The organism is Pseudomonas sp. LPB4.O (assembly GCF_038383825.1).
In the GTDB taxonomy this organism is placed as follows: domain Bacteria; phylum Pseudomonadota; class Gammaproteobacteria; order Pseudomonadales; family Pseudomonadaceae; genus Aquipseudomonas; species Aquipseudomonas putida.
In genome coordinates, this window is sequence record NZ_CP151298.1 from 4,167,988 (window position 1) to 4,192,683 (window position 24,696).

The window sequence follows — 24,696 nt, forward strand, 5'->3', positions numbered from 1 at the left end:
CTGGAAGATGCACAGGCATGGCGCACACTTACTGGACGCCACGTCGGCGCGCTTCGCCCTCTGGGCACCCGATGCGCGCAGCGTGAGCGTAGAACTGGAGCAACAGCCGGCCATCGAGCTGCTGCCCGACGACGATGGCTGGTACACCGGTGTGGCTCCGTGCCAGGCCGGTGACCGGTACCACTACCTTATCGACGGTGAGCTGCAAGTGGCCGACCCGGCCTCCCGCTACCAGCCTGAGGGCGTAAAAGGCCCGAGCCAGGTGGTGGATGTGGCCGGTTACCAGTGGCAACACCCTTGGCAAGGCCGCCCTTGGCACGAAGCAGTGATCCAGGAGCTGCATGTCGGTTTGCTTGATGGCTACGCCGGGGTTGCCAGGCAGCTGCCGCGCCTGGCCGAGCTGGGCATCAGTGCCATCGAGCTGATGCCGCTGGGGCAGTTCCCGGGCGAGCGCAACTGGGGCTACGACGGCGTGCTGCCCTACGCGCCACAAAACACCTACGGCAGCCCCGAGCAGTTGTGCGCACTGGTCGACCAGGCCCACGGCCAAGGGCTGATGGTGCTGGTGGATGTGGTGTACAACCACTTCGGCCCCGACGGCAATTACCTGCACCAGTACGCCAGCCCGTTCTTCCGCGAAGACCGGCAGACACCCTGGGGCGCGGCCATCGATTTCCGCCGCCCGCAGGTGCGCGAATACTTCATCCAGAACGCGCTGATGTGGCTGTGCGACTACCGCTGCGACGGCCTGCGCCTGGATGCCGTGCATGCCATCGACCAGCCCGATTTCCTGATCGAGCTGGCCCAGCGGGTGCGCGCCGCCGTAGAGCCGGGCCGGCATGTGTGGCTGGTGCTGGAGAATGAGCACAACCAGGCCGGCCTGCTGGAACAGGGCTTTGACGCCCAGTGGAACGACGACGGCCACAATGCCCTGCATGTACTGCTGACCGGCGAAACCGAAGGCTACTACGCCGACTACCAAAAGCGCCCCATCGACCAGCTTGCACGCTGCCTTTCTGAAGGCTTCGTGTTCCAGGGCCAGGCAAACCGCCACGGCACGCCCCGCGGTGAACCCAGCGGGCACCTGGAGCCCAGCGCCTTTGTGTTGTTCTTGCAGAACCACGACCAGGTCGGCAACCGCGCGCTTGGCGAACGCCTGACCCGCCTGTGCCCGCCGCCAGCCCTGCGTGCGGCCACCGGCCTGCTGCTATTGGCCCCCATGATTCCGCTGCTGTTCATGGGCGACGACGACGGCAGCTGCCGGCCGTTCCTGTTCTTTACCGACTTCCATGACGAATTGGCCGACGCGGTGCGCGAAGGCCGCCGTGGTGAGTTCGCCCACTTCACTGCTTTCGCCGACCCCGAGCAGCGTGAGCATATTCCCGACCCCAACGCCCAGCAGACCTTCGAGTCTTCACGCCCGCAAAACAAGGAGGTGATCGCCGGATGGCACGGCCTGTATCAGCAACTGCTGACCCTGCGCCGCCGCCACGTCATCCCGCACCTGCCCGGTAGCCGTTCACTGGGCGCCGAGGTGCACGGCGACAAAGCGCTGACCGCTCGCTGGCGGCTGGGCAATGGCAATACCCTGCGCATCGACCTGAACCTGGCGCCAACTGCGCAGGCGGTCGAACTGCCGGCTGCCGCCACCCGGCTGTTCGACACCAGCGACACCCAACACCCTGATAGCCAGCTGGCCGCGTACAGCTGCGTGGTCAGCCTGCTTCCCCCTGCCCAGGAGCGCCCATGAGCGAAACCGCCCTGCACCGCTTGGCAAACCGCGTCGGGTTGAGCCGCGACTGGATCGACGCTAATGCCCGGCCCCAGCGCGTCAGTGACGAGGTGCTGCGCACCATTCTCGAAGGCTTGGGCCACGCTGCCGCTGACGACGACGCCATCGCCATCAGCCTGCGCACGGTTGAAGCGGCCGAAGACAGCGAACACCTGCCGCCCCTGCTGACCGCAGACCTGGGCAAGCCTTTGGCGCTGGCGCGTTACTTCAGCGCCGCCAGCGTCGCCCACTGCACCCTGGAAGACCACGCCTTACTCACCCTGAAACTTGACGACCAGGCACGCCTGCCCGGTGAGCTGCCAATCGGCTACCACCAGGTGGAAATCGACAGCCGCCACTTCACCGTGGCCGTGGCCCCGCCCCGCTGCCACAGCCTCGAAGACACGGTGCAACAGCCACCACCACGCTGTTGGGGCCTGGCGGTGCAGCTGTACAGCCTGCGCCGCCCCGGCGACGGCGGCTACGGCGACTGCCTGGCGCTGGAGCAACTGGCCCGCTCGGCTGCCGAGCGCGGTGCCGATGCCTTGGCCATCAGCCCCATCCATACACTGTCGGCCATCGACCAGGAGCACTACAGCCCCTACTCGCCCTCCAGCCGCCTGTTGCTCAACACCCTGTACGCCAGCCCCGCCGCCCTGCTGGGCGAACGGGAAGTGCGCATGGCCATCGAAGCCTGCGGGCTGGAGCAACAACTGGAAGAACTTGAGCAACGCCCGCTGGTCGACTGGCCACGCGCCGCCAGCGCCCGCCTGCGCCTGCTTGAAGCGCTGTACCAGGGTTTCAGCCAGGGCGACCACCCGCTGCGCAGCGATTTTGACAGCTTCCGCGAAGCTGGCGGCCAGGCGCTGGAGCACCACTGCCGCTTCGAGGTGCTGCAAGCCCAGGCGGTGGAGCACGGCCTGGGTGCCGACTGGCGCAACTGGCCCAAGGCCTGGCACGACCCCTACCACCCGGAAGTTGAAGCCTTTGCCAATGCCTACCCGGCCAAGGTCGAGTTCCATGCCTTCTGCCAATGGCTGACCGAGCGTGGCCTGCAACGTGCCCAGGAAGCAGCCCGCGGCAACGGCATGGCAGTGGGCCTGATCGCCGACCTGGCGGTGGGTGCCGACGGTGCCGGCAGCCAGGCCTGGAGCCGCCAGGACGAATTGCTGGCGGGCCTGAAAGTAGGCGCGCCACCCGACATCCTCAACCGCGCCGGGCAGGACTGGGGCATCTGTGCGTTCTCGCCCGAAGGCCTCAAGCGCAACGGCTACCGCGCCTTCATCGAGATGCTGCGGGCCAACCTGGCCCATGCCGGTGGCTTGCGCATCGACCATGTGATGGGCCTGCGCCGGCTATGGCTGATCCCGCAGGGTGCCAAACCCAGCGAAGGCGCCTATCTCAATTACCCGCTGGACGATTTGCTGCGCCTGCTGGCGCTGGAGTCGGTGCGCCACCAGGCGATCATTCTCGGTGAAGACCTGGGCACCGTGCCCGACGGCCTGCGCGAAACACTGGCCGAGAAGGCCGTGCTGGGCATGCGCGTGCTGCCGTTCGAGCAAACTCAGCCAGGCCGGTTCAAACCGATATTGGACTGGCCGGACAACGCCCTGGCCACCACCGGCACCCACGATCTGGCACCGCTGGCCGGCTGGCTGGAAAACCGCGACATCGACTGGAGCCACCGCTTGCAACTGATCGACGCTGCCACCGAACTGCACTGGCGCCAAGGCCGCCAGATAGAACACGACGGCCTGCGCCGTACCCTGGAGACCAACTACGGTGAACTGAAGGACAACGACGCAGTGATCGATGCGGCCATCCGCTTCGTTGGCCATACCCGTGCGCCCCTGGTGCTGATACCGCTCGAAGACCTGCTGGGCTGCGACGAGCAGCCCAACCTGCCGGGCACCACCAGCGGGCACCCCAACTGGCGGCGGCGCTTCACCCGGCCGGTGACAGAACTGCTCGATGACGAGGATGCCGCGCGGCGCCTGGAGCTGCTGGCCCAGGCCCGCGAACAGGCTTGGGAGCGTGACCGATGAAGCCGCTGACCGCGACCCTGCGCCTGCAGTTTCACAGTGACTTCACCCTCGATCACGCCGTACCGCTGGTGCCGTACTTCGCCCAATTGGGCATCAGCCACCTGTATGCCTCGCCCATCCTCAAGGCCCGGGCTGGCTCGCGCCACGGCTACGATGTGGTCGACCCAACCTGCGTCAACCCCGAACTCGGCGGCGAGGCAGCACTGGAGCGGCTGGTCGCCGCGCTGCGCCCGCATGGCATGGGGCTGATCCTCGACACCGTGTCCAACCACATGGCCGTGGGCGGTGCCGACAACCCCTGGTGGCAAAGCCTGCTGGCCTGGGGCCGGCGCAGCCCGTATGCGGAGTTCTTCGATATCCAGTGGCACTCCAGCGACCCGCTGCTGGCCGGGCAACTGCTGCTGCCGTTCCTTGCCAGCGACTATGGCGTAGCGCTGAAGAATGGCGAGATACCGCTTGAATTCGACAAGCAGCACGGCACGCTGCAAATCGCCCATTACGATCACCGCTTCCCGGTGTGCCCGGTCGACTATGGCTGGATTCTCGCCCTCAGCCCGGAGCCGGCGCTCAAGACTCTGGCCGAGCACTTCACGGCATTGGCCGAATCGACCACCCCGCTGGTCGATGCCCTGCCGCTGCACACCGAACTGGCACGCCTGGTGCGCGAAGGTGCCGACCTGGAATCGGCGCTGGTGGCATTCGACAGCCGCGCCGAAAATGGCCTCAAGCGCCTGCACCTGCTGCTGGAGCGCCAGACCTACCGCCTGGCCAGTTGGCGAACCGCTGCCGACGACATCAACTGGCGGCGCTTCTTCGACATCAACGAGCTGGGTGGCCTGAGGGTGGAGCGCGCCGTGGTGTTCGAGGCCACCCACGCCAAGCTGTTCGAGCTGATCGAGCGCGGCCTGGTGGACGGCCTGCGCATCGATCACATCGACGGCCTGGCCGACCCGCGCGGCTACTGCCGCAAGCTGCGCCGTCGGGTTGATGGCCTGTTGGCGCAGCGGCCTTTGCAGGCGGCCCTGGAGCACTTCCCGATCTACGTGGAAAAAATCCTCGGCGCCGGCGAACACCTGCACCGCGACTGGCTCACCGACGGCACCACCGGCTACGAATTCATGAACCAGGTCTCGCTGCTGCAGCATGACCCAGCCGGCGAAGCGCCGCTGACCGAACTGTGGGCGAACGTCACCGAACGGCCGGGCTTCCCTGAAGAAGTGCGCCTGGCGCGGCACCTTGTGCTCAATGCCAGCCTGGCCGGTGACTGCGAATCGGTGGCCCAGGCACTGCTGCAGGTTGCGCGCAACGACCTGATGACCCGCGACCTGACCCTGGGCGCGATCCGCCGGGCGTTGCAGGCACTGGTGGCGCATTACCCGGTGTACCGCACCTACTTCAACGCCTGCGGGCGCCCCGCTGAAGATGAAGGGTTTTTCCAGCAGGCGCTGGCCAACGCCCGGCACGACCTCGGAGAAGCCGATTGGCCGTTACTGGACCATCTTGAACAATGGCTGGGCGGGCAAGCCTGGCGGCAGTTGCCACCGGGCCGCGCCCGCAAGCAACTGCGCCACGCCTGCGTGCGCTTCCAGCAACTGACCGCGCCCAGCGCCGCCAAAGCCGTGGAAGACACCACTTTCTACCGCAGCGCCCGGCTGCTGTCGCGCAACGACGTGGGCTTCGAGGCCGAGCACTTCAGCGCGCCACCCATGCACTTCCATAACGAAGCCCAGCGGCGTCTGCGCGACTTCCCCGACAACCTGCTCGCCACTGCCACCCATGACCACAAGCGCGGGGAAGACACCCGCGCGCGGCTGGCCGTGCTCAGCGAACGCGGCCCGTGGCTGGCCAGCCGGGTGGAACACTGGCGTGAACTGGCAGCGCCGCTGCGCGCACAGCTGGACGATGGCCTGGCACCCAGCCCCGGCGACGAGCTGATGCTGCTGCAAACCCTGCTTGGCAGTTGGCCGCTGGGCCTCGACCTGCACGACGACAACGCCCTGCGCCAGTACGCCGAGCGTATCCGCCAGTGGCAGCAGAAGGCCTTGCGCGAAGCCAAGTTGCGTAGCAGCTGGAGCGCGCCGAACGAGGCCTACGAAGGCGCCTGTGCCCGCTACATCGATGGCTTGCTGCTGGACAGCGAGAACCAGCAACTGCGCAAATCCGTGGCAGATGCCGCGCAACTACTCGCCTGCCCCGGCGCCCTCAATGGCTTGGTGCAGGCCCTGCTGCGCATGACCACACCCGGTGTGCCCGACCTGTACCAGGGCAACGAGTACTGGGACTTCAGCCTGGTCGACCCCGACAACCGCCGCCCCGTGGACTACGCTTTGAGGCGTCGCACCCTGGACGACGCCACGCCGCCAGCCGAGCTGCTGGCGCACTGGCGCGACGGCCGCATCAAGCAGGCCCTGATCGCCCGGGTGCTGGATTGCCGCCAGGCGCACGCCGAACTGTTCCGCCGTGGCGCCTATCTGCCGCTGACCGTGCTGGGCAAACACGCTGACAAGGTGATCGCCTTTGCCCGGTTGGGCGACGGCGAGCGGGCCGTCATCGTTGCGCCACGCCTGGCCAGTACCCTGCTCGGTGGCAACCCTACACCGTTGATCCCGGCACAGAACTGGGACGACACCCGGCTGGTACTGCCGTTTGCCTTGTCACCTGCCAACTCGACGGGACTTTTCCCCTGCGCGGCGGTCAGCTCTTCCAAGGAGTTGATGTTGAGCACCGTGCTGGCGGAGTTTCCGGTCAACGTGTTGATACAACAATCTTGAGCATCAGGAGCGTCATGATGAGTGTCGATGAAAAGCGTATTCGCGAATTTGCCTACCAGATCTGGGAATCTGAAGGTAAGCCCGTAGGGGAGGAAGAACGCCACTGGGATATGGCCCGCAAGCTGGCCGAGGCCGAGGCCCTGGCCCCCAAGGCCGAGCCACGCAAGCGGGCGCCGGCCAAGCCCAAGGCAGCCGCTGAGCCCAAGGCGCCTGCCGAGCCCAAGGTGGCTGCCCTGCCGGGGGGCAAGCCCGATGCGGCGAAAAAGCCCCGCGCGGTGAAAAAGCCTACTGCCGGGTAAGCCTGTCCCGGCCTCTTCGCGGGTAAACCCGCGAAGAGGCCAATGCAGGACACCACATTCCCCTTCCATAACGGCCATTTGAGGATCGTCATGAGCCCCCGCACCCCAAAGAAAACCCGCTCGGTCGCACCATCGCGCATCCGCGAAGGCATGCCCTTCCCCCTCGGCGCCACCTGGGATGGCCTTGGGGTCAACTTCGCCTTGTTCTCGGCCAACGCCACCAAGGTCGAGCTGTGCCTGTTCGACTCCACCGGCGAACAGGAACTCGAGCGCATCGAACTGCCCGAATACACTGACGAGATCTACCACGGCTACCTGCCCGACGCTCACCCCGGCCTGGTCTATGGCTACCGGGTGTACGGCCCCTACGAGCCGGAAAACGGTCACCGCTTCAACCCCAACAAACTGCTGATCGACCCGTATGCCAAGCAGCTGGTCGGCAGCCTGGAGTGGTCAGAGGCATTGTTCGGCTACACCATCGGCCACCCCGACGGCGACCTGTCGTTCGATGAGCGCGACAGCGCGCCCTTCGTGCCCAAATGCAAGGTGATCGACCCGGCCTTCACCTGGGGCCGCGACCAGCGTGTGTCGGTCCCCTGGGAACGCACGATCATTTATGAAGCGCACACCCGCGGCATCAGCATGCGCCACCCGGCAGTGCCGGAAAAACTGCGCGGCACCTTTGCCGGCCTGGCCAACGACGAGCTGCTCAAGCACATCAAGGAGCTGGGCGTCTCCAGCATCGAGCTGCTGCCGATTCACGCCTTCGTCAACGACCAGCACCTGCTGGACAAAGGCCTGAACAACTACTGGGGCTACAACAGCATCGCCTTTTTCGCCCCGCACCCGCGCTACCTGGCCAGCGGCAAGATTGCCGAGTTCAAGGAAATGGTCGCCCACCTTCACGACGCCGGGCTGGAGGTGATCCTCGACGTGGTCTACAACCACACCGCCGAAGGCAACGAACGTGGGCCGACCCTGTCGATGCGCGGCATCGACAACGCCTCGTACTACCGCTTGATGCCGGACGACAAGCGGTTCTACATCAACGATTCCGGCACCGGCAACACCTTGGACCTGAGCCACCCCTGCGTGCTGCAGCTGGTCACCGACTCGCTGCGGTACTGGGCCGGCGAAATGCACGTGGACGGCTTTCGCTTCGACCTGGCGACCATTCTTGGCCGCTACCACGAAGGGTACAACGAGCGCCACGGCTTCCTCGTCGCTTGCCGCCAAGACCCCATGCTGAGCCAGGTCAAGCTGATTGCCGAACCTTGGGACTGCGGGCCGGGTGGCTACCAGGTAGGCAACTTTGCCCCCGGCTGGGCCGAATGGAACGACCGCTTCCGCGATACTGCACGCGCCTTCTGGAAAGGCGACGAAGGCCAGCTGGCTGACTTCGCCGCACGCCTGACCGCCTCGGGCGACATGTTCAACAACCGCGGGCGCCGGCCTTATTCCTCGGTCAACTTCATCACCGCACACGATGGCTTCACCCTGCGCGACCTGGTGTCGTACAACCACAAGCACAACGAAGATAACGACGAGAACAACCAGGACGGCACCGACAACAACCTGTCATGGAACTGCGGTGCCGAGGGGCCGACAGACGACCCGGATATCAACGCGCTGCGCATGCGCCAGATGCGCAACTACTTTGCCACCCTGCTGCTGGCCCAAGGCACGCCGATGATCGTCGCCGGCGACGAGTTCAGCCGTACCCAGCACGGCAACAACAACGCCTACTGCCAGGACAGCGAAATCGGCTGGGTGAACTGGGACCTGGACCAGGAGGGCAAAGAGCTACTGGCCTTCGTCAAACGCCTGACCCGCCTGCGCCTGGCCTACCCGGTGCTGCGCCGCTCACGCTTCCTGGTGGGTGACTACAATGAGGCAATCGGGGTCAAGGACGTGACCTGGCTGGCACCGGATGGCAACGAAATGAGCGTGGCGCAGTGGGAAGACCCGCATGGGCGCTGCCTGGGCATGCTGATCGATGGTCGCGCGCAGGTCAGCGGCATCGCCCGGCCGGGTTCCGAGGCCACGGTATTGCTGATCGTCAATGCCCACCATGATGTTGTGCCATTCAAGTTGCCGACGGTACCTGAAGGTGATTACTGGAGCTGCCTGATCGATACCGACCGGCCAGAGTTGCGCAAGGGGCAGCACCTGCAGTTCGACAGCACGTTCGAGGTAAAGGGGCGATCGATGCTGCTGATGGTGTTGCAGCACGAGGAGGAGTGAACCTGGGGTGGCCGCGCCTGTCCGACTGTGTATGGCTGGCTTGCCGGCGATAGGGCCGGTACAGGCAACACACATGCACCTGTGATCGAGGAGGAATTGTGAACCCCGAAGCCGGCAGCACAGGTTTTGCCAGCGTCAACCAGGCCGCGGCCGTGAAGCGGCTGCGGGTACTGACGGTGAACACCCATAAGGGCTTCACCGCCTTCAACCGGCGCTTCATCCTGCCGGAACTGCGCGAGGCGGTGCGCAGCACTCAGGCCGACATCGTCTTCCTCCAGGAAGTGCTTGGCAGCCACGACCGCCACGCCGCGCGCTACCCGGGCTGGCCGCAGACCTCGCAGTACGAATTCCTCGCCGACAGTATGTGGAGCGACTTTGCCTACGGCCGCAACGCGGTCTATCCCGACGGCCACCACGGCAATGCGCTGCTGTCCAAGTACCCGATCATCGAACACCGCAACCTCGACGTGTCAATCACCGGCCCCGAGCGCCGTGGTCTGTTGCACTGCGTTCTGGATGTGCCGGGGCAAGGCCCGGTTCATGCGGTCTGCGTGCACCTGTCGTTGCTGGAGAGCCACCGGCAACAACAGCTGCTGCTGCTGCGCAAATTGCTGGACTCCCTGCCTGCCGATGCCCCGGTGATCATCGCCGGGGATTTCAACGACTGGAAAAGCCACGGCAACCGCACCCTTGCCCTGCGACGCGACCTGCATGAGGCTTTCGAGCGCCACCATGGCCACCTGGCCCGCACCTACCCTGCCCGCCTGCCGCTGTTGCCCCTGGACCGCATCTACCTGCGCAACGCCGAAAGCCATGGGCCGCGGATTCTGGGGCACAAACCTTGGTCGCACCTGTCAGACCACTTGCCGTTGGCGGTGGAGGTCAGGCTCTAGCAATCATTCTTCATAGCCACGAAGCGGGAAATAGCGAACCCCGCTATACCCTAGAGATTTTCTCGGAAAATCAAGTGCTTGAGAGAAATTACACAAACTGAACAGTTCTTTCACGCTTTCTTGACGCAAGCGGCGTCCTCTCCTTAGCTGAACATTACCAAGCATTAAAGATCTCGCGCCGGGCCTCTAGCTCGCGCCTTCGTGCGCGCTTGCAAAGGCTGGCGTGCTGGTTTGGGTCGCCCACTGTTTTTGCCGTACAGCTCGTGACAACAGGCCAGGTCCTCGGGCTGTACCCCACAAAAACAACAGGAGATCCGCCATGAAAAGCACCTCGAACCCCTTGCGCTTCGACAGCATTTTCTACGCGGTTTCCACGTCGCTGCTTCTGGCAACCCCGGTGGAAACTTTCGCGTACGAACTGCAGGGTGACCCCACCTCGCCCGGTTTTCTGCAACAGCCTGCAATGCCGCAGATGTCGCTCGACCCGGTCAGCGCCAGTGGCTTGAGCATCGGCACCCTGAGTGCGTTTTCGCAAACCATGAGCGCGCGCCACGGGCAGACAGCACCGGACCTGATCGCCAGCCAGTGGGCACAGTTTTTCCCGACCACCTCGCGCAGTGGCACGCCACCCCCAGACCAACTGGAGGCCCCCAGCCAGCAGCTGACAATTGGCCCGGACCTGTTCGTGCGTGAAACTGCAGCGGGCAATGTGCACCGCGCAGGGGTTTTCGTGGGGCATAACAACCTGCAGAGCAGCTTCAACGGCATGCGCCCGCTGCTGGGCGACAAGCAGCGCAACGCGGTGAACCTGAGCGGGGAAAGCCTGGGCGTGTACTGGAGCATGACCCATGAACAGGGCTGGCACCTGGATGCGGTGGCCATGGGCTCACGCATCGATGTAATGGGCCGGGGTGAAAACGGCCAGCGCCTTGACGAAAGCGGCCATGCGATGACGTTCTCGGTGGAAGGCGGCTACCCGATCCGCCTGGGCGGCAACTGGGTGATCGAACCCCAGGCACAGTTGATCAACCAGCAATTCTTCCCCGGCAACCAGGTGCAGGAAGAAACCCTGCAGGCCTTCGACAGCCAGCCGAGCTGGAGCGGCCGGGTCGGTGCGAAATTGTCCGGGCGCTACGACGTGCGTGGCATGCCCATCGAACCCTATGTGCGGACCAACGTGTGGTACGACTTCAGCAATCCCGACGAGGTGAAGCTGGACCAGGTCGACAAGATCTCCAGCTCGCGCTACTCAACTACGGTGGAACTGGGCTTGGGGCTGGTGGCGCGGGTGACGCCTTCGGTGGCCTTGTTTGTCAGCGCCGATTACAGCAGCGATGTGGATGACAATGACCTGAACGGGCTGATTGGCAGCCTTGGTGTGCGGATGCGGTGGTAGGCAGGCCCGGTCCTTTCGCAGCACAAGGCTGCTCCTACAAGGGAATGCGCCCACCTGTAGGAGCAGCCTTGTGCTGCGAAGAGGCCGGTACAGGCAACGTATCAAGCCGGTTTCATTACCAGCACCCCAAGCGGCGGCAAATTCAGCGCCAGCGACAGTGGCTGCCCATGGCTGGCCACGGCCTCACTGGCCACTGCCCCCAAATTGCCTACGTTGGACCCTGCATACAGCTCGGCATCGCTGTTCAGCAACTCCTGCCAGCGCTCGCCAAACGGCACACCAATGCGGTAGCCCTCGCGTGGTACCGGGGTAAAGTTGGCCACCACCAGCACCGGCTCGCCGCTGCTGCTCCAGCGCAGCCAGGCGTACACGCTGTTTTGCGCGTCGTCACCGATCAGCCACTGGAAGCCCTGCGGCTGGCAATCCTGCTCATGCAGCGCCGGCTCTTCGCGGTACAGGCGGTTGAGATCGCCCACCAGGCGCTGCACGCCTTGGTGCTCGGGGTACTGCAGCAGGTACCAGTCCAGCTCGCTGTCATGGTTCCACTCACGCCACTGGCCGAACTCGCAGCCCATGAACAGCAACTTTTTACCTGGGTGCGCCCACATGAAAGTGAGGTAGGCGCGCAGGTTGGCGAATTTCTGCCAGCGGTCGCCGGGCATCTTGTCGATCAGCGAGTGCTTGCCGTGCACCACCTCGTCGTGGGAGATGGGCAGGATGAAGTGTTCGGAATAGGCGTAGATCAGCCCGAAGCTCATCTCGTTATGGTGGTGGTTGCGATGCACCGGGTCGTTCTGGATGTAATGCAGGGTGTCGTGCATCCAGCCCATGTTCCACTTGTAGGCAAAGCCCAGGCCGCCCTGCTGGGTCGGCTGGCTGACGCCGGGCCAGGCGGTGGACTCCTCCGCGATGATCAATGCACCGGGGGCCTCGTGGGCAGCCACGCCGTTGAGGTGGCGGATGAAGTCGATGGCCTCCAGGTTCTCGCGCCCGCCGTGGCGGTTGGGCACCCATTCGCCGGCCTTGCGCGAATAGTCGCGGTACAGCATCGAGGCCACCGCATCGACCCGCAAGCCGTCGATGTGGAAGTGCTTCAGCCAGTGCAGCGCCGAGGCCATCATGAAGCCGCGCACTTCGTTGCGGCCGAGGTTGTAGATCAGTGTGTTCCAGTCCTGGTGGTAGCCCTCCAGGGGGTTGTCATATTCGTACAGGGCAGTGCCGTCGAAACGCGCCAGGCCGTGTTCGTCGGTGGGGAAATGCGCCGGCACCCAGTCCAGCAGCACGCCAATGCCGCCTTGGTGGCAGGCATCGATGAACGCGGCAAAGTCCTCGGCACTGCCATAGCGTGAGGTGGGCGCGAACATCGACAGTGGCTGATAGCCCCAGGAGCCGCCGAACGGGTGCTCCATGATCGGCAGCAATTCGATATGGGTAAAGCCCAGTTCCTGCACATAGGGCACCAGCCGCTCGGCCAGTTCACGCCAGTTGTAGTAGCGCCCGACTTCGCCTGCCTCGTCCAGCTCGCAGCGCCAGGAGCCTGGGTGCAGCTCGTAGATCGACAGGGGTGCGCTGTAGGCATGGCGCTGCGCGCGTTGTGCCATCCAGTCTTGGTCTTGCCACGCGTGGCTGAGTTCACCGGCCACCTTGGATGCGGTGCTCGGCGGCAATTCAGTGGCGCGGGCCAGCGGGTCTGCTTTCAGTGGCAGTATCCCGTCCTTGCCCAGCACCTCGTACTTGTAGGTTTCGCCCACGCCCAGGCGCGGCACGAACAGCTCCCACACCCCGGCGCTGTGGCGCAAGCGCATGGGGTGGCGGCGGCCGTCCCAGTTGTTGAAGTCACCCACCACCGACACCCGCCGGGCATTCGGCGCCCACACCGAGAAACACACGCCGTCGACGCCCTCGACCTGGATCGGTTGGGCGCCGAAGCGCCCGGACAGGTCGCGGTGGTTGCCTTCGGCGAACAGGTGCAAGTCCATGTCGCCCAGTTGCGGGCCAAAGCTGTAAGGGTCTTCGGTGACTTGCTCGCCACCGGCCCAGCCAATTTGCAGCAGATAGGCTTGTGCATCATCGAGGTGCGCCGTGAACAAGCCCGGTACTGCGCTTTGCACCATTTCGGCCAGGACGCGCCCATCATGGCGCGCCAGCACCCGTGCACTCAGCGCATTGGGCAGGAAGGCGCGGATAAACACCCCGCCTTGGCCATCGCCGTGGGGGCCTAGCACTGCGAAGGGATCGGCGTGCTCGGCGCGGGCCAGGGCATCCAGGTCCCGTTGCCGAAGGCCGCCGTTTTCACGCGTGGTTGCATTCATTTATGACTCTCCCCAAGTACTGATCAGTCCATGCAGGCCATGCAAAGGCACGGCCAGCCAGCTCGGACGGTTTTCGGCTTCATATGTGATCTCGTAGGCGGCTTTTTCCAGGCAGAACAATTCCAGTGCGGCGCGCTCGCCCTCGGCCTGTTGCCAGGCATGGGGCATGGCGGCGGTGGCCAGGCCATAGGCTTCGACAAAGGCGTGGCGCGACTGATGCAGGTACTGCCGGGCAACCCGCTGACGAGCCTGCTGCGCCGGGCCGGAAAGGTCGACCGCAGAGGCGCTGCGCAGGATCATCGCAGCAGCATAGTCGAAGGATCGCAACACGCCGCTGACATCCTTGTACGGGCTGTGCTTTGCCCGGCGTTCTTGCAGTGGACGGGACGGTTCGCCCTCGAAATCGATCAGATAGGCATCCCCCTGCACCACCAGCACCTGGCCCAGATGCAGGTCGCCGTGCACCCGCATCAGCAGGCCGCCCTCGGCCTGGCCCGCCAGGTTGGCGATGTGCTGCGCCAGGCCATCGCGCTGTTGCTGCAGGTCGTCGATCAGGGCCTGGCTGTCGTGGTCGAGGCTGTCACGGTGCTGGGCCAGCAGGTCGAGGGCGTGGGTCAGTTCGGCGCTGATCTGCGTACCCCAGCGCTGGCTGTCGTCAGCATCGCTGGGGCGTGGGCGGAAGGCCTCATCGTCGGTCGGCGCAGCCAGCAGCAGGTGCATCTCGCCCAGGCGCTGGCCGAGCAAGGCGGCAAAGCCGGTGAGCTCCAGCAAGGCATCGGTGTGTGCCTCGGCATCGCGGCTGGGTGGGGCCATCTGGTCGCGGATAGCCCGTTCCAGGGTGTTCTGGGTCCAGGCCCAGGCATCGCCCTGATTGCTCAGGTAGCCTTGGGCGATCATCAGCAGGTGTGGGGCGTTTTGCTCATCCACCCGGCTGACCCAAGCCAGCAATGGCGAGATATTGGCAAAGCCGGCAGCGGTCAGGTAGGCGCTCATTTCCAGTTCCGGGTGAATGCCCGGGTTGACCCGGCGGATCAGCTTGAGCACCACGCGGTCGCCGACCACCACCGAGCTGTTGGACTGCTCGGCGCTGAGGTAGCGCACCGCGCTTTCATCGTTCAACCCAAGGGCTGCCAGCAGGTCGGTGCATTCGAAACGCAGTTCGCCCGCGCCGCTGCCGCAGGGCAGGCGCAGGCCATCCTGGCAGGCGTGCAGCACTGCGCGGATAAACGGTTCGAGCACGAAGGCATCGGTAATCAGGCCAACCTGATGGGCACGGCGCACCCGCGACAAGGCCAGCTGCTGCGGCAGCGCTGTGTTGATCTGGTCTTCGGGCAGCAGGCCAAACGGCAGCTGGTAGTGGTTGGCCGCCCCCCCGCTGAGCACTTCGATTTCGCTGAGCAACACGGGCGTGGTAGCGGTAGCGAAGCGCACGCCGTAGCGCAGGCGCACCTCGTCAATGGGCCCCTCCTTGCCGGCGAACCAGCGCCGCTTGGGCAGGTATTGCGGCAGGATGGTGGTTTGCAGGGTGTCGCGGGCGGGTGCTTCCAGCAGTTCTTCCATGCGCTTGCGCAAAACTAGCGTGGTCAATTCGGGTAACCCCTCGGTGGCCTGGATGTGCCAGCTGGGCATGCGGTCATGGGAGGCCAGCAGGAACCAGTAGAAGGCATAGGGTGGCAGGGTGAGCAGGAACGGCAGTTGCCCGATGGGCGGGAAGGCGCTGCCGCCGAGCATCTCCACGGGTACTTTGTCGGCGTATTGTGACAATTCCAGTTCGGCAGCCTGGGCGGCGCGGGACACGTTGGCCACGCACAGGATGACCTCGGTGTTGCCATCGGCATCGGTGTACTCGCGGATATACGCGAGGATGCGCCGGTTGCTGGGCGTAAGGGTTCGCAGGGTGCCGCGGCCAAAGGCCTTCTGCTGCTTGCGTACGGCCAGCATGCGCCGGGTCCAGTTCAGCAATGAATGCGGGTCGTGGCTCTGCGCTTCTACGTTGACCGTCTGGTAGCCGTATAGCGGGTCCATGATCGGCGGCAGCACCAGGCGCTGCGGGTCGGCACGGGAAAAACCCCCGTTGCGGTCCGGCGACCACTGCATGGGCGTACGCACCCCGTCGCGGTCACCGAGGTAGATGTTGTCGCCCATGCCCAGCTCGTCACCGTAGTACAGGGTTGGTGTGCCCGGCATCGACAGTAGCAGGCTGGTCAGCAGCTCTATGCGCCGGCGGTCACGCTGCAGCAGCGGTGCCAGGCGCCGCCGGATACCCAGGTTAATGCGGGCGCGGCGGTCTTCGGCGTAGTAGTTCCACAGGTAGTCTCGCTCGCGGTCGGTGACCATTTCCAGGGTCAGCTCATCGTGGTTGCGCAGAAAGATTGCCCATTGGCAGTTGGCCGGAATTTCCGGCGTCTGGCGCAGGATGTCGGTGATCGGGAAGCGGTCCTCCATGGCCAGGGCCATGTACATGCGCGGCATCAGCGGGAAGTGGAAGGCCATGTGGCACTCGTCGCCCTCGCCTTCGCCGAAGTACGGGCGGGTGTCTTCGGGCCACTGGTTGGCCTCGGCCAGCAGCATGCGGTCGGGGTAGTTAGCGTCGATTTCAGCGCGAATGGCCTTGAGTACCGTGTGGGTCTCGGGCAGGTTTTCGTTGTTGGTGCCGTCGCGTTCGATCAGGTACGGGATGGCATCCAGGCGCAGGCCGTCGACGCCCAGGTCAAGCCAGAAGCGCATCACCTTGATCACCGCATTGAGCACCTGCGGGTTGTCGAAGTTCAGGTCTGGCTGGTGCGAGTAGAAGCGGTGCCAGAAGTACTGGCCGGCGACCGGGTCCCAGGTCCAGTTGGACTTTTCGGTGTCGAGGAAGATGATGCGCGTGCCGTCGTACTTCTGTTCGTCATCCGACCACACGTAAAAATCCCGCGCCTTGCTGCCGCGCTTGGCATGGCGCGCCCGCTGGAACCACGGATGCTGGTCGCTGGTGTGGTTGATGACCAGCTCGGTGATTACCCGCAGGCCGCGCTTGTGTGCCTCGGCGATGAAGCGGCGGGCGTCGGCCAGGCTGCCGTAGTCGGGGTGCACGGCCTTGTATTCGGCAATGTCGTAGCCGTCATCGCGCCTTGGCGAAGGGTAGAAAGGCAGCAGCCACAGGGTGTTGACGCCCAGTTCGGCAATGTAGTCGAGTTTGCTGATCAGGCCGGCGAAATCGCCGATGCCGTCGTTGTTCGCATCGAAGAACGACTTGATGTGCAACTGGTAGATGACGGCGTCCTTGTACCACAGCGGGTCATCGATGAAGGCTGCCGGGCGTGAACGCTTGGCCATGGGTGACTCCTTTCATTTTCCAGGTTGCTCTGCAAGCAACTGACTTGACCCCATACCTGTGGGAGCGGGCATGCCCGCGAATCAGCCACCGCAGTGTTTGGCACCGGCGGCGCCGGTGTTCGCGGGCACGCCCGCTCCCACAAGGAGATGTGTGCCTGGCTCTACCGGGCTGTTTCGATGCGCCAGATGCCGAACGGCTGGTGCCACGGCTCTATGCGCATCCATTGGGTCTTGCCGTACCACGACCAGCGGTGGCCGTTCATCAGGTCTTCACCATGGGTTTCGGCGTTGTCATCCAGCCCCAGCTCCCACAGTGGCAGCTCGAAATGCGCCTCCTGGGCGTTGTGCGGGTCGAGGCTGATCGCCACCAGGATGTAGTTGTCACGCTCTGGCGTGCGCTTGGCGAAGTACAGGATGTTGTCGTTCCAGCAGTTGAAAAACGCCACGCCCAGGTGGGTTTGCAAGGCGCGGTTCTGCCGGCGAATGCGGTTGAGCTGGGCGATCTCGGCAATGATGTTGCCCGGCTGGGTGAAATCGCGCGGGCGGATCTGGTATTTCTCCGAATCCAGGTATTCCTCCTTGCCTGGCAGCGGCGCGCTTTCGCATAGCTCGAAGCCGGAGTACATGCCCCACAGGCCCGAACCCATGGTGGCCAGCGCGGCGCGGATGAGGAAGCCGGCGCGACCGGAGGTGTGCAGGAAGAACGGGTTGATATCCGGCGTGTTGACGAAAAAGTTCGGCCGGTAGCACTGGCTCCACGGCGGCTGGTTGAGCTGCTCGTAGAATTCGCGCAGTTCCTGCTTGGTGTTCCGCCAAGTGAAGTAGGTATAGCTTTGCGCGTAGCCGACCTTACCCAGGCGCGCCATCATCGCGGGCTTGGTGAATGCCTCGGCAAGGAAGATCACATCCGGGTAGCGGGCGCGCACATCGGCGATCATCCATTGCCAGAACGGCAGTGGCTTGGTGTGCGGGTTGTCGACGCGGAAGGTCTTCACGCCCTCCTCTACCCAGCCGAGCACCACGTCGCGCAGCGCCAGCCACAGCGAAGGGACGGCGTCCGGGGCGTAGAAATCGACGTTGACGATGTCCTGGTACTTTTTCGGCGGGTTCTCGGCATAGCGAATGGTGCCGTCCGGGCGCCAGCTGAACCAGCCGGGATGCTCTTTGAGCCATGGGTGGTCCTGCGAGCACTGGATAGCGAAATCCAGGGCGATTTCAAGGCCATGCTCAGCGGCGGCGGCAACCAGTCGACGAAAGTCTTCCCGCGTGCCCAGCTGCGGATGGAGGGCGTCATGGCCGCCTTCGGCACTGCCGATAGCGTACGGGCTGCCAGGGTCGCCGGGTTCGGCCTTGAGGGCGTTGTTGCGGCCTTTGCGGTGCTGCGTGCCGATGGGGTGGATGGGCGGGAAGTACAGCACATCGAAGCCCATGTCACGGATCATAGGCAGGCGCTGGTGCACGTCATTGAAGGTGCCGTGGCGCTGCGGGTCATCGGTGATCGAGCGCGGGAACAGCTCATACCAACTGGCGAACTGCGCGGCCGGGCGGTCGACATCGACGGGGAACTCGCGGCTGCGGGCCAGGTAACTGCGGTGCCCCGCTTCGCTCATCAGGTGCGCAACGTCCGGGCCCAGCAACAGTGCCACCTGCCCGTCGGTATCCAGCTCCGCCAAGCGCTGCTGTAGCGCTTCGAGCTCATCGCGCACGGCACCGCTGCACAGCTCGATGCCTTTGCCCAGCATCAAGCGGCCCTCTTCCAGTTCCAGTTTTACCTCGACACCGGCGTTGTACTTTTTCTCCAGGTCATGGCTATAGGTGGCGAACGGGTCGACCCAGGCCTCGATGCTGAACAGGTGCGGGCCAAGTTCGGTGGGGGTGAACTCGGCCAACCACAGGTCGTTGCCCGCCGATTGCATCGGCACGCAATGCCAGCGCCGGCTGTTGGCCTGGCGCCAGTTGAGCATCACCGCCAGGCGGTCGTGGCCATCGCTGTAGACCTTGCTGCTGACCGCCACTGGCTGGCCGCTGATGGCCTTGGCGGCGAAGGTGCCGGCTTCGAGCGCGGGTTCGGTGTCTTCGATCACGATACGCGGCGCCAGCAGCGCCTGGGACAAGCTGATGGCCTGGTCCGGGTGATCGTTCGCCGTGGGCACGCTTTCAAAGGGCTCGTTTCGTGACATCGACCTTGCTCCCTCAGGCTGGTGGCGGTAAGGGTTCAGAGCCGGGTACAGGCGGGGGGTTCAAAATAATTGAGCGAACGGCAGCTGCCAGCGGTCAGAGCCTACAGCACCTCTTCACCCACCCACGCGAGGTCAGGCCATGAACATTCCCATTCCACCGGAAACCCCCGATCCCAATATCGACGACCCCAGCTTGCCGCCGCCCGTGCCGGAAGAAGACCCGGACGAGCTGCCGATCAAGCCAACCATGCCGCCAACGGTGGGCGACCCGCCGAGCCAGGAGCCACCGGTGAAGGCTTAAGGGTAGACCACGCTACCTGATATTTTTGCCAGTAGCGGTGCCGATGGGTTGTGCTGAAGATTGAGGCTCTCGATATCAAGCCAGGAGCCTCCTTCATCGTGGATACCGCAACCCGCCGGCAGCGTGAGGAATTCGAGCGACAAGTGGTCGATATGCTTCAGGATGCAGGTGTGGTCGACTCGGGGCCAGGTACCTTGTTGGCGCATCTGGACAGGGACAAATGCGAATTTGCGTTGATGCAGCTGGAAGCGCGTTACAGCGTTCGTTTGCGGCGTGACTACCTGAGCGTTGCCGAGGTTGCGGGCGAACTGTACAAGGCGCTGAATGAGCGTTGACCATTTCGGCCCTTTCGCGGGCTTGCCCGCTCCCACACGTACTGCGCCGTATCCTAGGTCGGCGCGGGCCCTGGAGGAGCGGGTTTACCCGCGAAAGGGCCGGTTGACCCAACACCTCAACAACCCGCAGATACCGCCGAGATCTCCGCCACACTGATTTCCCGCATGCGGAACTTCTGCACCTTGCCGGTCACCGTCATCGGGTATTCGTCAACGAAACGGATATGCCGCGGCACCTTGAAGTGGGCGATGCGTGCCTTGCACCAACCCTGCAGTTCCTCGACCGTGGCGCTATGCCCCGGGTGCAGCTTTATCCAGGCTACGATCTCTTCGCCATAGCGGCTACACGGGATGCCGATCACCTGCGCATCGGCCACCGCCGGGTGGGTGTAGAAGAACTCCTCCAGCTCACGTGGGTAAATGTTCTCGCCGCCGCGAATGATCATGTCCTTGTTCCGCCCAACGATGCGCACATAGCCCTGCTCGTCCATCACCGCCAGGTCGCCCGAATGCATCCAGCCGGCCGGGTCGATGGCATCCGCCGTGGCCTGGGGGTTGTCCCAATAGCCAAGCATGACGCTGTAGCCGCGGGTGCACAGTTCGCCGATCTCGCCGCGGGCGACGATACAGCCATCGGCGTCCACCAGCTTGTTCTCCAGCTGCGGCTGGGTGCGACCGACGGTGGTCACGCGCAGCTCCAGATCGTCGTCCGGGCCGGTTTGCAGCGACACCGGGCTGGTTTCGGTCATGCCGTAGGCGATCTGCACTTCTGCCATGTGCATCTGGTCGATGACCCGGCGCATCACCTCGATCGGGCAGGTGGCGCCGGCCATGATGCCGCTGCGCAGGGTCGACAGGTCCATCTGCGCACGCGAGGGGTGATCGAGCATCGCGATGAACATGGTCGGTACGCCGTACAGGATGCTGGCACGCTCCTCGGCCACGGCGCGCAGGGTTAGCTCGGCGTCGAAGGCGTCGTTGGGGTAGATCATGGTGCTGCCGTGGGTGATGCAGCCGAGGTTGGCCATGACCATGCCGAAGCAATGGTACAGCGGCACCGGGATCACCATACGGTCGCTGGCTGTCAGGCCAAGGCTTTCACCCACCATGAAACCGTTGTTGAGGATGTTGTAGTGACTGAGCGTGGCACCTTTGGGCGCACCGGTGGTGCCGGAGGTGTACTGGATGTTCACCGGCTGGTCGAATTGCAGGCCTTGCTGGCGGGCGGTGAAGGCCTCTAGCGTTGTCTGCCCAGCCTTTTCGGCCAGTGCATGCCAGCGCAGGAAGCCGGCAGGCGGGTTGGCGGCCAGGCTGATCACGCCGCGCAAGTCCGGCAGGCGCTCACTGACCAGTTCACCTGGCGTGGCGCAGGCCAATTCTGGCACCAGTTCCTGGACCATGGCGTGGTAATCAGACGTCTTGAAGGCATCTGCACACACCAGCCAGCGGCAGCCGGACTGACGCAACACGTATTCCAGCTCACCCACGCGATAGGCCGGGTTGATGTTGACCAGGATGGCGCCGACCTTGGCACTGGCCAGCTGCAAAATGCACCACTGGGCGCAGTTGGGCGACCAGATGCCGACACGCTCGCCGGTGTTCACGCCCAGGGCCATCAGCGCGCGGGCATGCACTTCGACCTGATCGGCCAACTGCCGCCAGCTGTAGCGCAGGCCCTGGTGGCGCGACACCAGCGCCTCGCCATCGGCACAGCGGGCCACCGTGGCATCGAAGGCCTGGCCGATGGTCTGGGTCAGCAAGGCTTGGTCCTGGCGACCGCGGGTATAGCTCGGTTGACTCATGGGTGTCCCTTCTTGTGGTTGTTCTGGGCACGACTGAAGCAAGCGGGAATACTCTGGCGCAGATTTACGTTTACGTAAAGGTGATGAGCGGATTGACAGTGACCTCATGCAGGTTTACGTTAACGTAAAGGTGATGAACGACATCCACTCGAGGCGCCACGCCGCCCCCTGTGGGAGCGGGGTGGATCCCCAAGCTGCGATGTAACCCAATTTCAAGAACAAGAAGGTGCCCCAGCATGCATTACCCCTCCCTGAACTTCGCCCTGGGCGAAACCATCGACATGCTCCGCGACCAGGTGCGCACCTTCGTTGCCGCCGAACTGGCCCCGCGGGCCGCGCAGATCGACCACGACAACCTGTTCCCCGCCGACATGTGGCGCAAGTTCGGCGACATGGGCCTGCTGGGCATCACGGTGTCGGAAGAGTATGGCGGCGCCGGCCTTGGCTACCTGGCCCACGTGGTGTCGATGGAAGAAATCAGCCGCGCCTCGGCCTCGGTGGCACTGTCCTACGGCGCCCATTCCAACCTGTGCGTTAACCAGATCAACCGCAACGGCACCCATGAACAGAAGCTCAAGTACCTGCCCAAGCTGATCAGCGGCGAGCACATCGGTGCGCTGGCCATGAGCGAGCCCAACGCCGGCTCCGACGTGGTATCGATGAAACTGCGCGCCGAAAAGCGCGGCGATTACTACGTGCTCAACGGCAGCAAGACCTGGATCACCAACGGCCCCGACGCCAACACCTACGTGATCTACGCCAAGACCGACCTGGACAAGGGCGCGCACGGCATTACCGCGTTCATCGTCGAGCGTGACTGGAAAGGTTTCAGCCGCAGCAACAAGTTCGACAAGCTGGGCATGCGCGGGTCCAACACCTGCGAGCTGTTCTTCGATGACGTGGAAGTGCCGGCAGAAAACATACTCGGCCAGCTCAACGGCGGCGTACGCGTGCTGATGAGCGGCCTGGATTACGAGCGTGTGGTGTTGTCCGGTGGCCCAACCGGCATCATGCAAAGCTGCATGGACCTGGTGGTGCCCTACATTCACGACCGCAAGCAGTTCGGCCAAAGCATCGGCGAGTTCCAGCTGATCCAGGGCAAGATTGCCGACATGTACACCCAACTGAACGCCAGCCGCGCCTACCTGTACGCCGTGGCCCAGGCCTGCGACCGTGGCGAGACCACCCGCAAGGACGCTGCCGGGGTAATCCTCTACACCGCCGAACGCGCCACGCAAATGGCCCTGGAGGCGATCCAGATTCTCGGTGGCAACGGCTACATCAACGAATTCCCGGCGGGCCGCCTACTGCGCGATGCCAAGCTGTACGAAATCGGTGCCGGCACCAGCGAAATCCGCCGGATGCTGATTGGCCGCGAACTGTTCAACGAAACCCGCTGAACATAAAGGACGGGCGCACATGGCTACCTTGCACACCCAGATCAACCCGCGTTCGGCGGAGTTCGCCGGCAACAGCGCGGCCATGCTCGAACAGGTTCAGGCCCTGCGCGGCCTGCTCGCCCAGGTGGCACAGGGCGGCGGGCCCAAAGCCCAGGAACGGCACACGTCGCGTGGCAAGCTGCTGCCGCGCGAACGCATCGACCGCCTGCTGGACCCGGGCTCGCCATTCCTCGAAATCGGCCAGCTGGCTGCGCATGAGGTATACGGCGAAGACGTGCCCGCCGCTGGCGTGATCGCCGGCATCGGCCGCGTCGAAGGCGTGGAATGCATGATCGTGGCCAACGACGCCACGGTCAAAGGCGGTTCGTACTACCCGCTGACGGTGAAGAAGCACCTGCGTGCGCAAACCATCGCCCAGCAGAACCGCCTGCCGTGCATCTACCTGGTGGATTCGGGCGGCGCCAACCTACCGCGCCAGGACGAAGTGTTCCCCGACCGCGAGCATTTCGGGCGGATCTTCTTCAACCAGGCCAACATGAGCGCCCAGGGCATCCCCCAGATCGCCGTGGTGATGGGCTCGTGCACAGCTGGCGGCGCCTACGTACCGGCCATGGCCGACGAAGCGATCATGGTGCGCCAGCAGGCGACCATCTTCCTCGCCGGGCCGCCGCTGGTAAAGGCCGCTACAGGTGAAGTGGTGAGCGCCGAAGACCTGGGTGGCGCCGATGTGCATTGCCGCACCAGCGGCGTGGCCGACCACTACGCGGATAACGACGAGCACGCCTTGGCCATCGCCCGGCGCAGCGTGGCCAACCTCAACTGGCACAAGCTGGGCAAGCTGCAGCGCCTGGCCCCGGTGGCGCCGCTGTATGCCGCCGACGAGCTGTATGGCGTGGTGCCAGCCGATGCCAAGCAACCGTTCGACGTGCGTGAAGTGATCGCGCGGCTGGTCGATGGCTCGGTGTTCGATGAGTTCAAAGCCCTGTTCGGCACCACCCTGGTGTGCGGCTTCGCCCACCTGCATGGCTACCCGGTGGCGATCCTGGCCAACAACGGCATCCTGTTCGCCGAAGCCGCGCAAAAAGGCGCGCACTTCATCGAGCTGGCCTGCCAGCGTGGCATCCCGCTGCTGTTCCTGCAAAACATCACCGGCTTCATGGTGGGCAAGAAGTACGAAGAAGGCGGCATCGCCAAGCACGGCGCCAAGCTGGTCACCGCCGTGGCCTGTGCCCAGGTGCCGAAGTTCACGGTGATCATTGGCGGCAGCTTTGGCGCCGGCAACTACGGCATGTGCGGCCGCGCCTACGACCCACGCTTCCTGTGGATGTGGCCCAACGCGCGCATTGGCGTGATGGGTGCCGAACAGGCCGCTGGCGTGCTGGCGCAGGTCAAGCGCGAGCAAAGCGAGCGCAGCGGCCAGCCCTTCAGTGCCGAGGACGAGGCCAGGCTCAAGCAACCGATCCTCGACCAGTACGAGCACCAGGGCCACCCCTACTATTCCAGCGCCCGCCTGTGGGACGACGGTGTCATCGACCCGGCACAAACCCGCGATGTACTTGGCCTGGCGTTGTCTGCCGCGCTGAACGCACCGATCGAACAGAGCCGCTTCGGCATTTTCCGGATGTGACC

The 24,696-nt window shown here is 64.5% G+C and carries 15 protein-coding genes; 11 read left to right on the plus strand and 4 right to left on the minus strand.

Annotated elements, in window-relative coordinates:
- Positions 1-7 precede the first annotated feature (7 nt).
- The 7 genes from treZ to MRBLPB4O_RS19020 all read left to right on the plus strand — a co-directional run bounded on the left by treZ (position 8) and on the right by MRBLPB4O_RS19020 (position 11,419).
- Positions 8-1,750: a malto-oligosyltrehalose trehalohydrolase gene (treZ, locus tag MRBLPB4O_RS18990; protein WP_341796265.1), complete on the plus strand. Its 1,743-nt coding sequence runs from the start codon at positions 8-10 to the stop codon at positions 1,748-1,750.
- Positions 1,747-3,816, plus strand: coding sequence for a 4-alpha-glucanotransferase (malQ, locus tag MRBLPB4O_RS18995; RefSeq protein ID WP_341796266.1), 2,070 nt, complete (start codon positions 1,747-1,749; stop codon positions 3,814-3,816). Before treZ ends, malQ begins: the two co-directional genes overlap by 4 nt.
- Positions 3,813-6,587 carry a malto-oligosyltrehalose synthase gene (locus MRBLPB4O_RS19000; protein ID WP_341796267.1) on the plus strand — a complete coding sequence of 925 codons (2,775 nt, stop codon included), beginning with the start codon at positions 3,813-3,815 and terminating at the stop codon, positions 6,585-6,587. The genes malQ and MRBLPB4O_RS19000 overlap by 4 nt, the downstream gene beginning before the upstream one ends.
- Positions 6,588-6,601: 14 nt before the next feature.
- Entirely contained in the window at positions 6,602-6,886 is a 285-nt protein-coding gene (locus tag MRBLPB4O_RS19005) for a DUF2934 domain-containing protein (RefSeq protein ID WP_341796268.1), read from the plus strand.
- A gap of 90 nt (positions 6,887-6,976) precedes the next feature.
- Positions 6,977-9,130, plus strand: a complete 2,154-nt coding sequence (gene glgX / locus MRBLPB4O_RS19010; RefSeq protein WP_341796269.1) for a glycogen debranching protein GlgX — start codon at positions 6,977-6,979, stop codon at positions 9,128-9,130.
- Positions 9,131-9,228: 98 nt separating this feature from the next.
- Complete coding sequence (locus MRBLPB4O_RS19015; protein WP_341796270.1) at positions 9,229-10,023, plus strand: endonuclease/exonuclease/phosphatase family protein; 795 nt, start codon at positions 9,229-9,231, stop codon at positions 10,021-10,023.
- A 319-nt stretch (positions 10,024-10,342) separates the two neighbouring features.
- Complete coding sequence (locus MRBLPB4O_RS19020; protein WP_341796271.1) at positions 10,343-11,419, plus strand: autotransporter outer membrane beta-barrel domain-containing protein; 1,077 nt, start codon at positions 10,343-10,345, stop codon at positions 11,417-11,419.
- Between the two features lie 101 nt (positions 11,420-11,520).
- Here MRBLPB4O_RS19020 and glgB read toward each other — a convergent pair whose 3' ends face one another.
- From glgB to MRBLPB4O_RS19035, 3 genes are all read right to left on the minus strand, one after another.
- On the minus strand, positions 11,521-13,731 hold the full coding sequence (gene glgB, locus MRBLPB4O_RS19025; protein ID WP_341796272.1) for a 1,4-alpha-glucan branching protein GlgB: 2,211 nt from the start codon (positions 13,729-13,731) through the stop codon (positions 11,521-11,523).
- Positions 13,732-17,049: a maltose alpha-D-glucosyltransferase gene (gene treS / locus MRBLPB4O_RS19030; protein WP_341796273.1), complete on the minus strand. Its 3,318-nt coding sequence runs from the start codon at positions 17,047-17,049 to the stop codon at positions 13,732-13,734. It lies immediately after the preceding gene.
- 161 nt (positions 17,050-17,210) lie between these two features.
- Positions 17,211-19,229 (minus strand): alpha-1,4-glucan--maltose-1-phosphate maltosyltransferase, encoded by a 2,019-nt coding sequence (locus MRBLPB4O_RS19035; RefSeq protein WP_341796274.1) that lies wholly within the window; start codon positions 19,227-19,229, stop codon positions 17,211-17,213.
- Positions 19,230-19,368: 139 nt separating this feature from the next.
- On the opposite strand from MRBLPB4O_RS19035, the gene MRBLPB4O_RS19040 reads away from it, so the two are divergent.
- Positions 19,369-19,530, plus strand: a complete 162-nt coding sequence (locus MRBLPB4O_RS19040; RefSeq protein WP_162838450.1) for a hypothetical protein — start codon at positions 19,369-19,371, stop codon at positions 19,528-19,530.
- 98 nt (positions 19,531-19,628) lie between these two features.
- The gene (locus MRBLPB4O_RS19045; RefSeq protein WP_341796275.1) at positions 19,629-19,865 is read left to right on the plus strand and encodes a hypothetical protein; all 237 of its coding nucleotides are present in this window, start codon (positions 19,629-19,631) and stop codon (positions 19,863-19,865) included.
- 116 nt (positions 19,866-19,981) lie between these two features.
- On the opposite strand, the gene MRBLPB4O_RS19050 is transcribed toward MRBLPB4O_RS19045, so the two are convergent.
- Positions 19,982-21,667 (minus strand): AMP-binding protein, encoded by a 1,686-nt coding sequence (locus MRBLPB4O_RS19050; RefSeq protein WP_341796276.1) that lies wholly within the window; start codon positions 21,665-21,667, stop codon positions 19,982-19,984.
- 236 nt (positions 21,668-21,903) lie between these two features.
- Here MRBLPB4O_RS19050 and MRBLPB4O_RS19055 point away from each other — a divergent pair, with 236 nt between their 5' ends.
- Both MRBLPB4O_RS19055 and MRBLPB4O_RS19060 read left to right on the plus strand, forming a co-directional pair.
- Complete coding sequence (locus tag MRBLPB4O_RS19055) at positions 21,904-23,067, plus strand: isovaleryl-CoA dehydrogenase (protein ID WP_341796277.1); 1,164 nt, start codon at positions 21,904-21,906, stop codon at positions 23,065-23,067.
- Between the two features lie 19 nt (positions 23,068-23,086).
- Entirely contained in the window at positions 23,087-24,694 is a 1,608-nt protein-coding gene (locus MRBLPB4O_RS19060) for a carboxyl transferase domain-containing protein (RefSeq protein WP_016498805.1), read from the plus strand.
- The last annotated feature ends 2 nt before the right edge of the window (positions 24,695-24,696 follow it).

Coding starts and splice junctions, on each gene's coding strand:
- MRBLPB4O_RS19000 (WP_341796267.1), top strand. CDS start 3,813: ATGAAGCCGCTGACCGCGACCCTGCGCCTGCAGTTTCACAGTGACTTC.
- MRBLPB4O_RS19020 (WP_341796271.1), top strand. CDS start 10,343: ATGAAAAGCACCTCGAACCCCTTGCGCTTCGACAGCATTTTCTACGCG.
- MRBLPB4O_RS19055 (WP_341796277.1), top strand. CDS start 21,904: ATGCATTACCCCTCCCTGAACTTCGCCCTGGGCGAAACCATCGACATG.
- treS (WP_341796273.1), bottom strand. CDS start 17,049: ATGGCCAAGCGTTCACGCCCGGCAGCCTTCATCGATGACCCGCTGTGG.
- MRBLPB4O_RS19005 (WP_341796268.1), top strand. CDS start 6,602: ATGATGAGTGTCGATGAAAAGCGTATTCGCGAATTTGCCTACCAGATC.
- glgB (WP_341796272.1), bottom strand. CDS start 13,731: ATGAATGCAACCACGCGTGAAAACGGCGGCCTTCGGCAACGGGACCTG.
- treZ (WP_341796265.1), top strand. CDS start 8: ATGCACAGGCATGGCGCACACTTACTGGACGCCACGTCGGCGCGCTTC.
- MRBLPB4O_RS19060 (WP_016498805.1), top strand. CDS start 23,087: ATGGCTACCTTGCACACCCAGATCAACCCGCGTTCGGCGGAGTTCGCC.
- malQ (WP_341796266.1), top strand. CDS start 1,747: ATGAGCGAAACCGCCCTGCACCGCTTGGCAAACCGCGTCGGGTTGAGC.
- MRBLPB4O_RS19040 (WP_162838450.1), top strand. CDS start 19,369: ATGAACATTCCCATTCCACCGGAAACCCCCGATCCCAATATCGACGAC.
- MRBLPB4O_RS19035 (WP_341796274.1), bottom strand. CDS start 19,229: ATGTCACGAAACGAGCCCTTTGAAAGCGTGCCCACGGCGAACGATCAC.
- MRBLPB4O_RS19050 (WP_341796276.1), bottom strand. CDS start 21,667: ATGAGTCAACCGAGCTATACCCGCGGTCGCCAGGACCAAGCCTTGCTG.
- glgX (WP_341796269.1), top strand. CDS start 6,977: ATGAGCCCCCGCACCCCAAAGAAAACCCGCTCGGTCGCACCATCGCGC.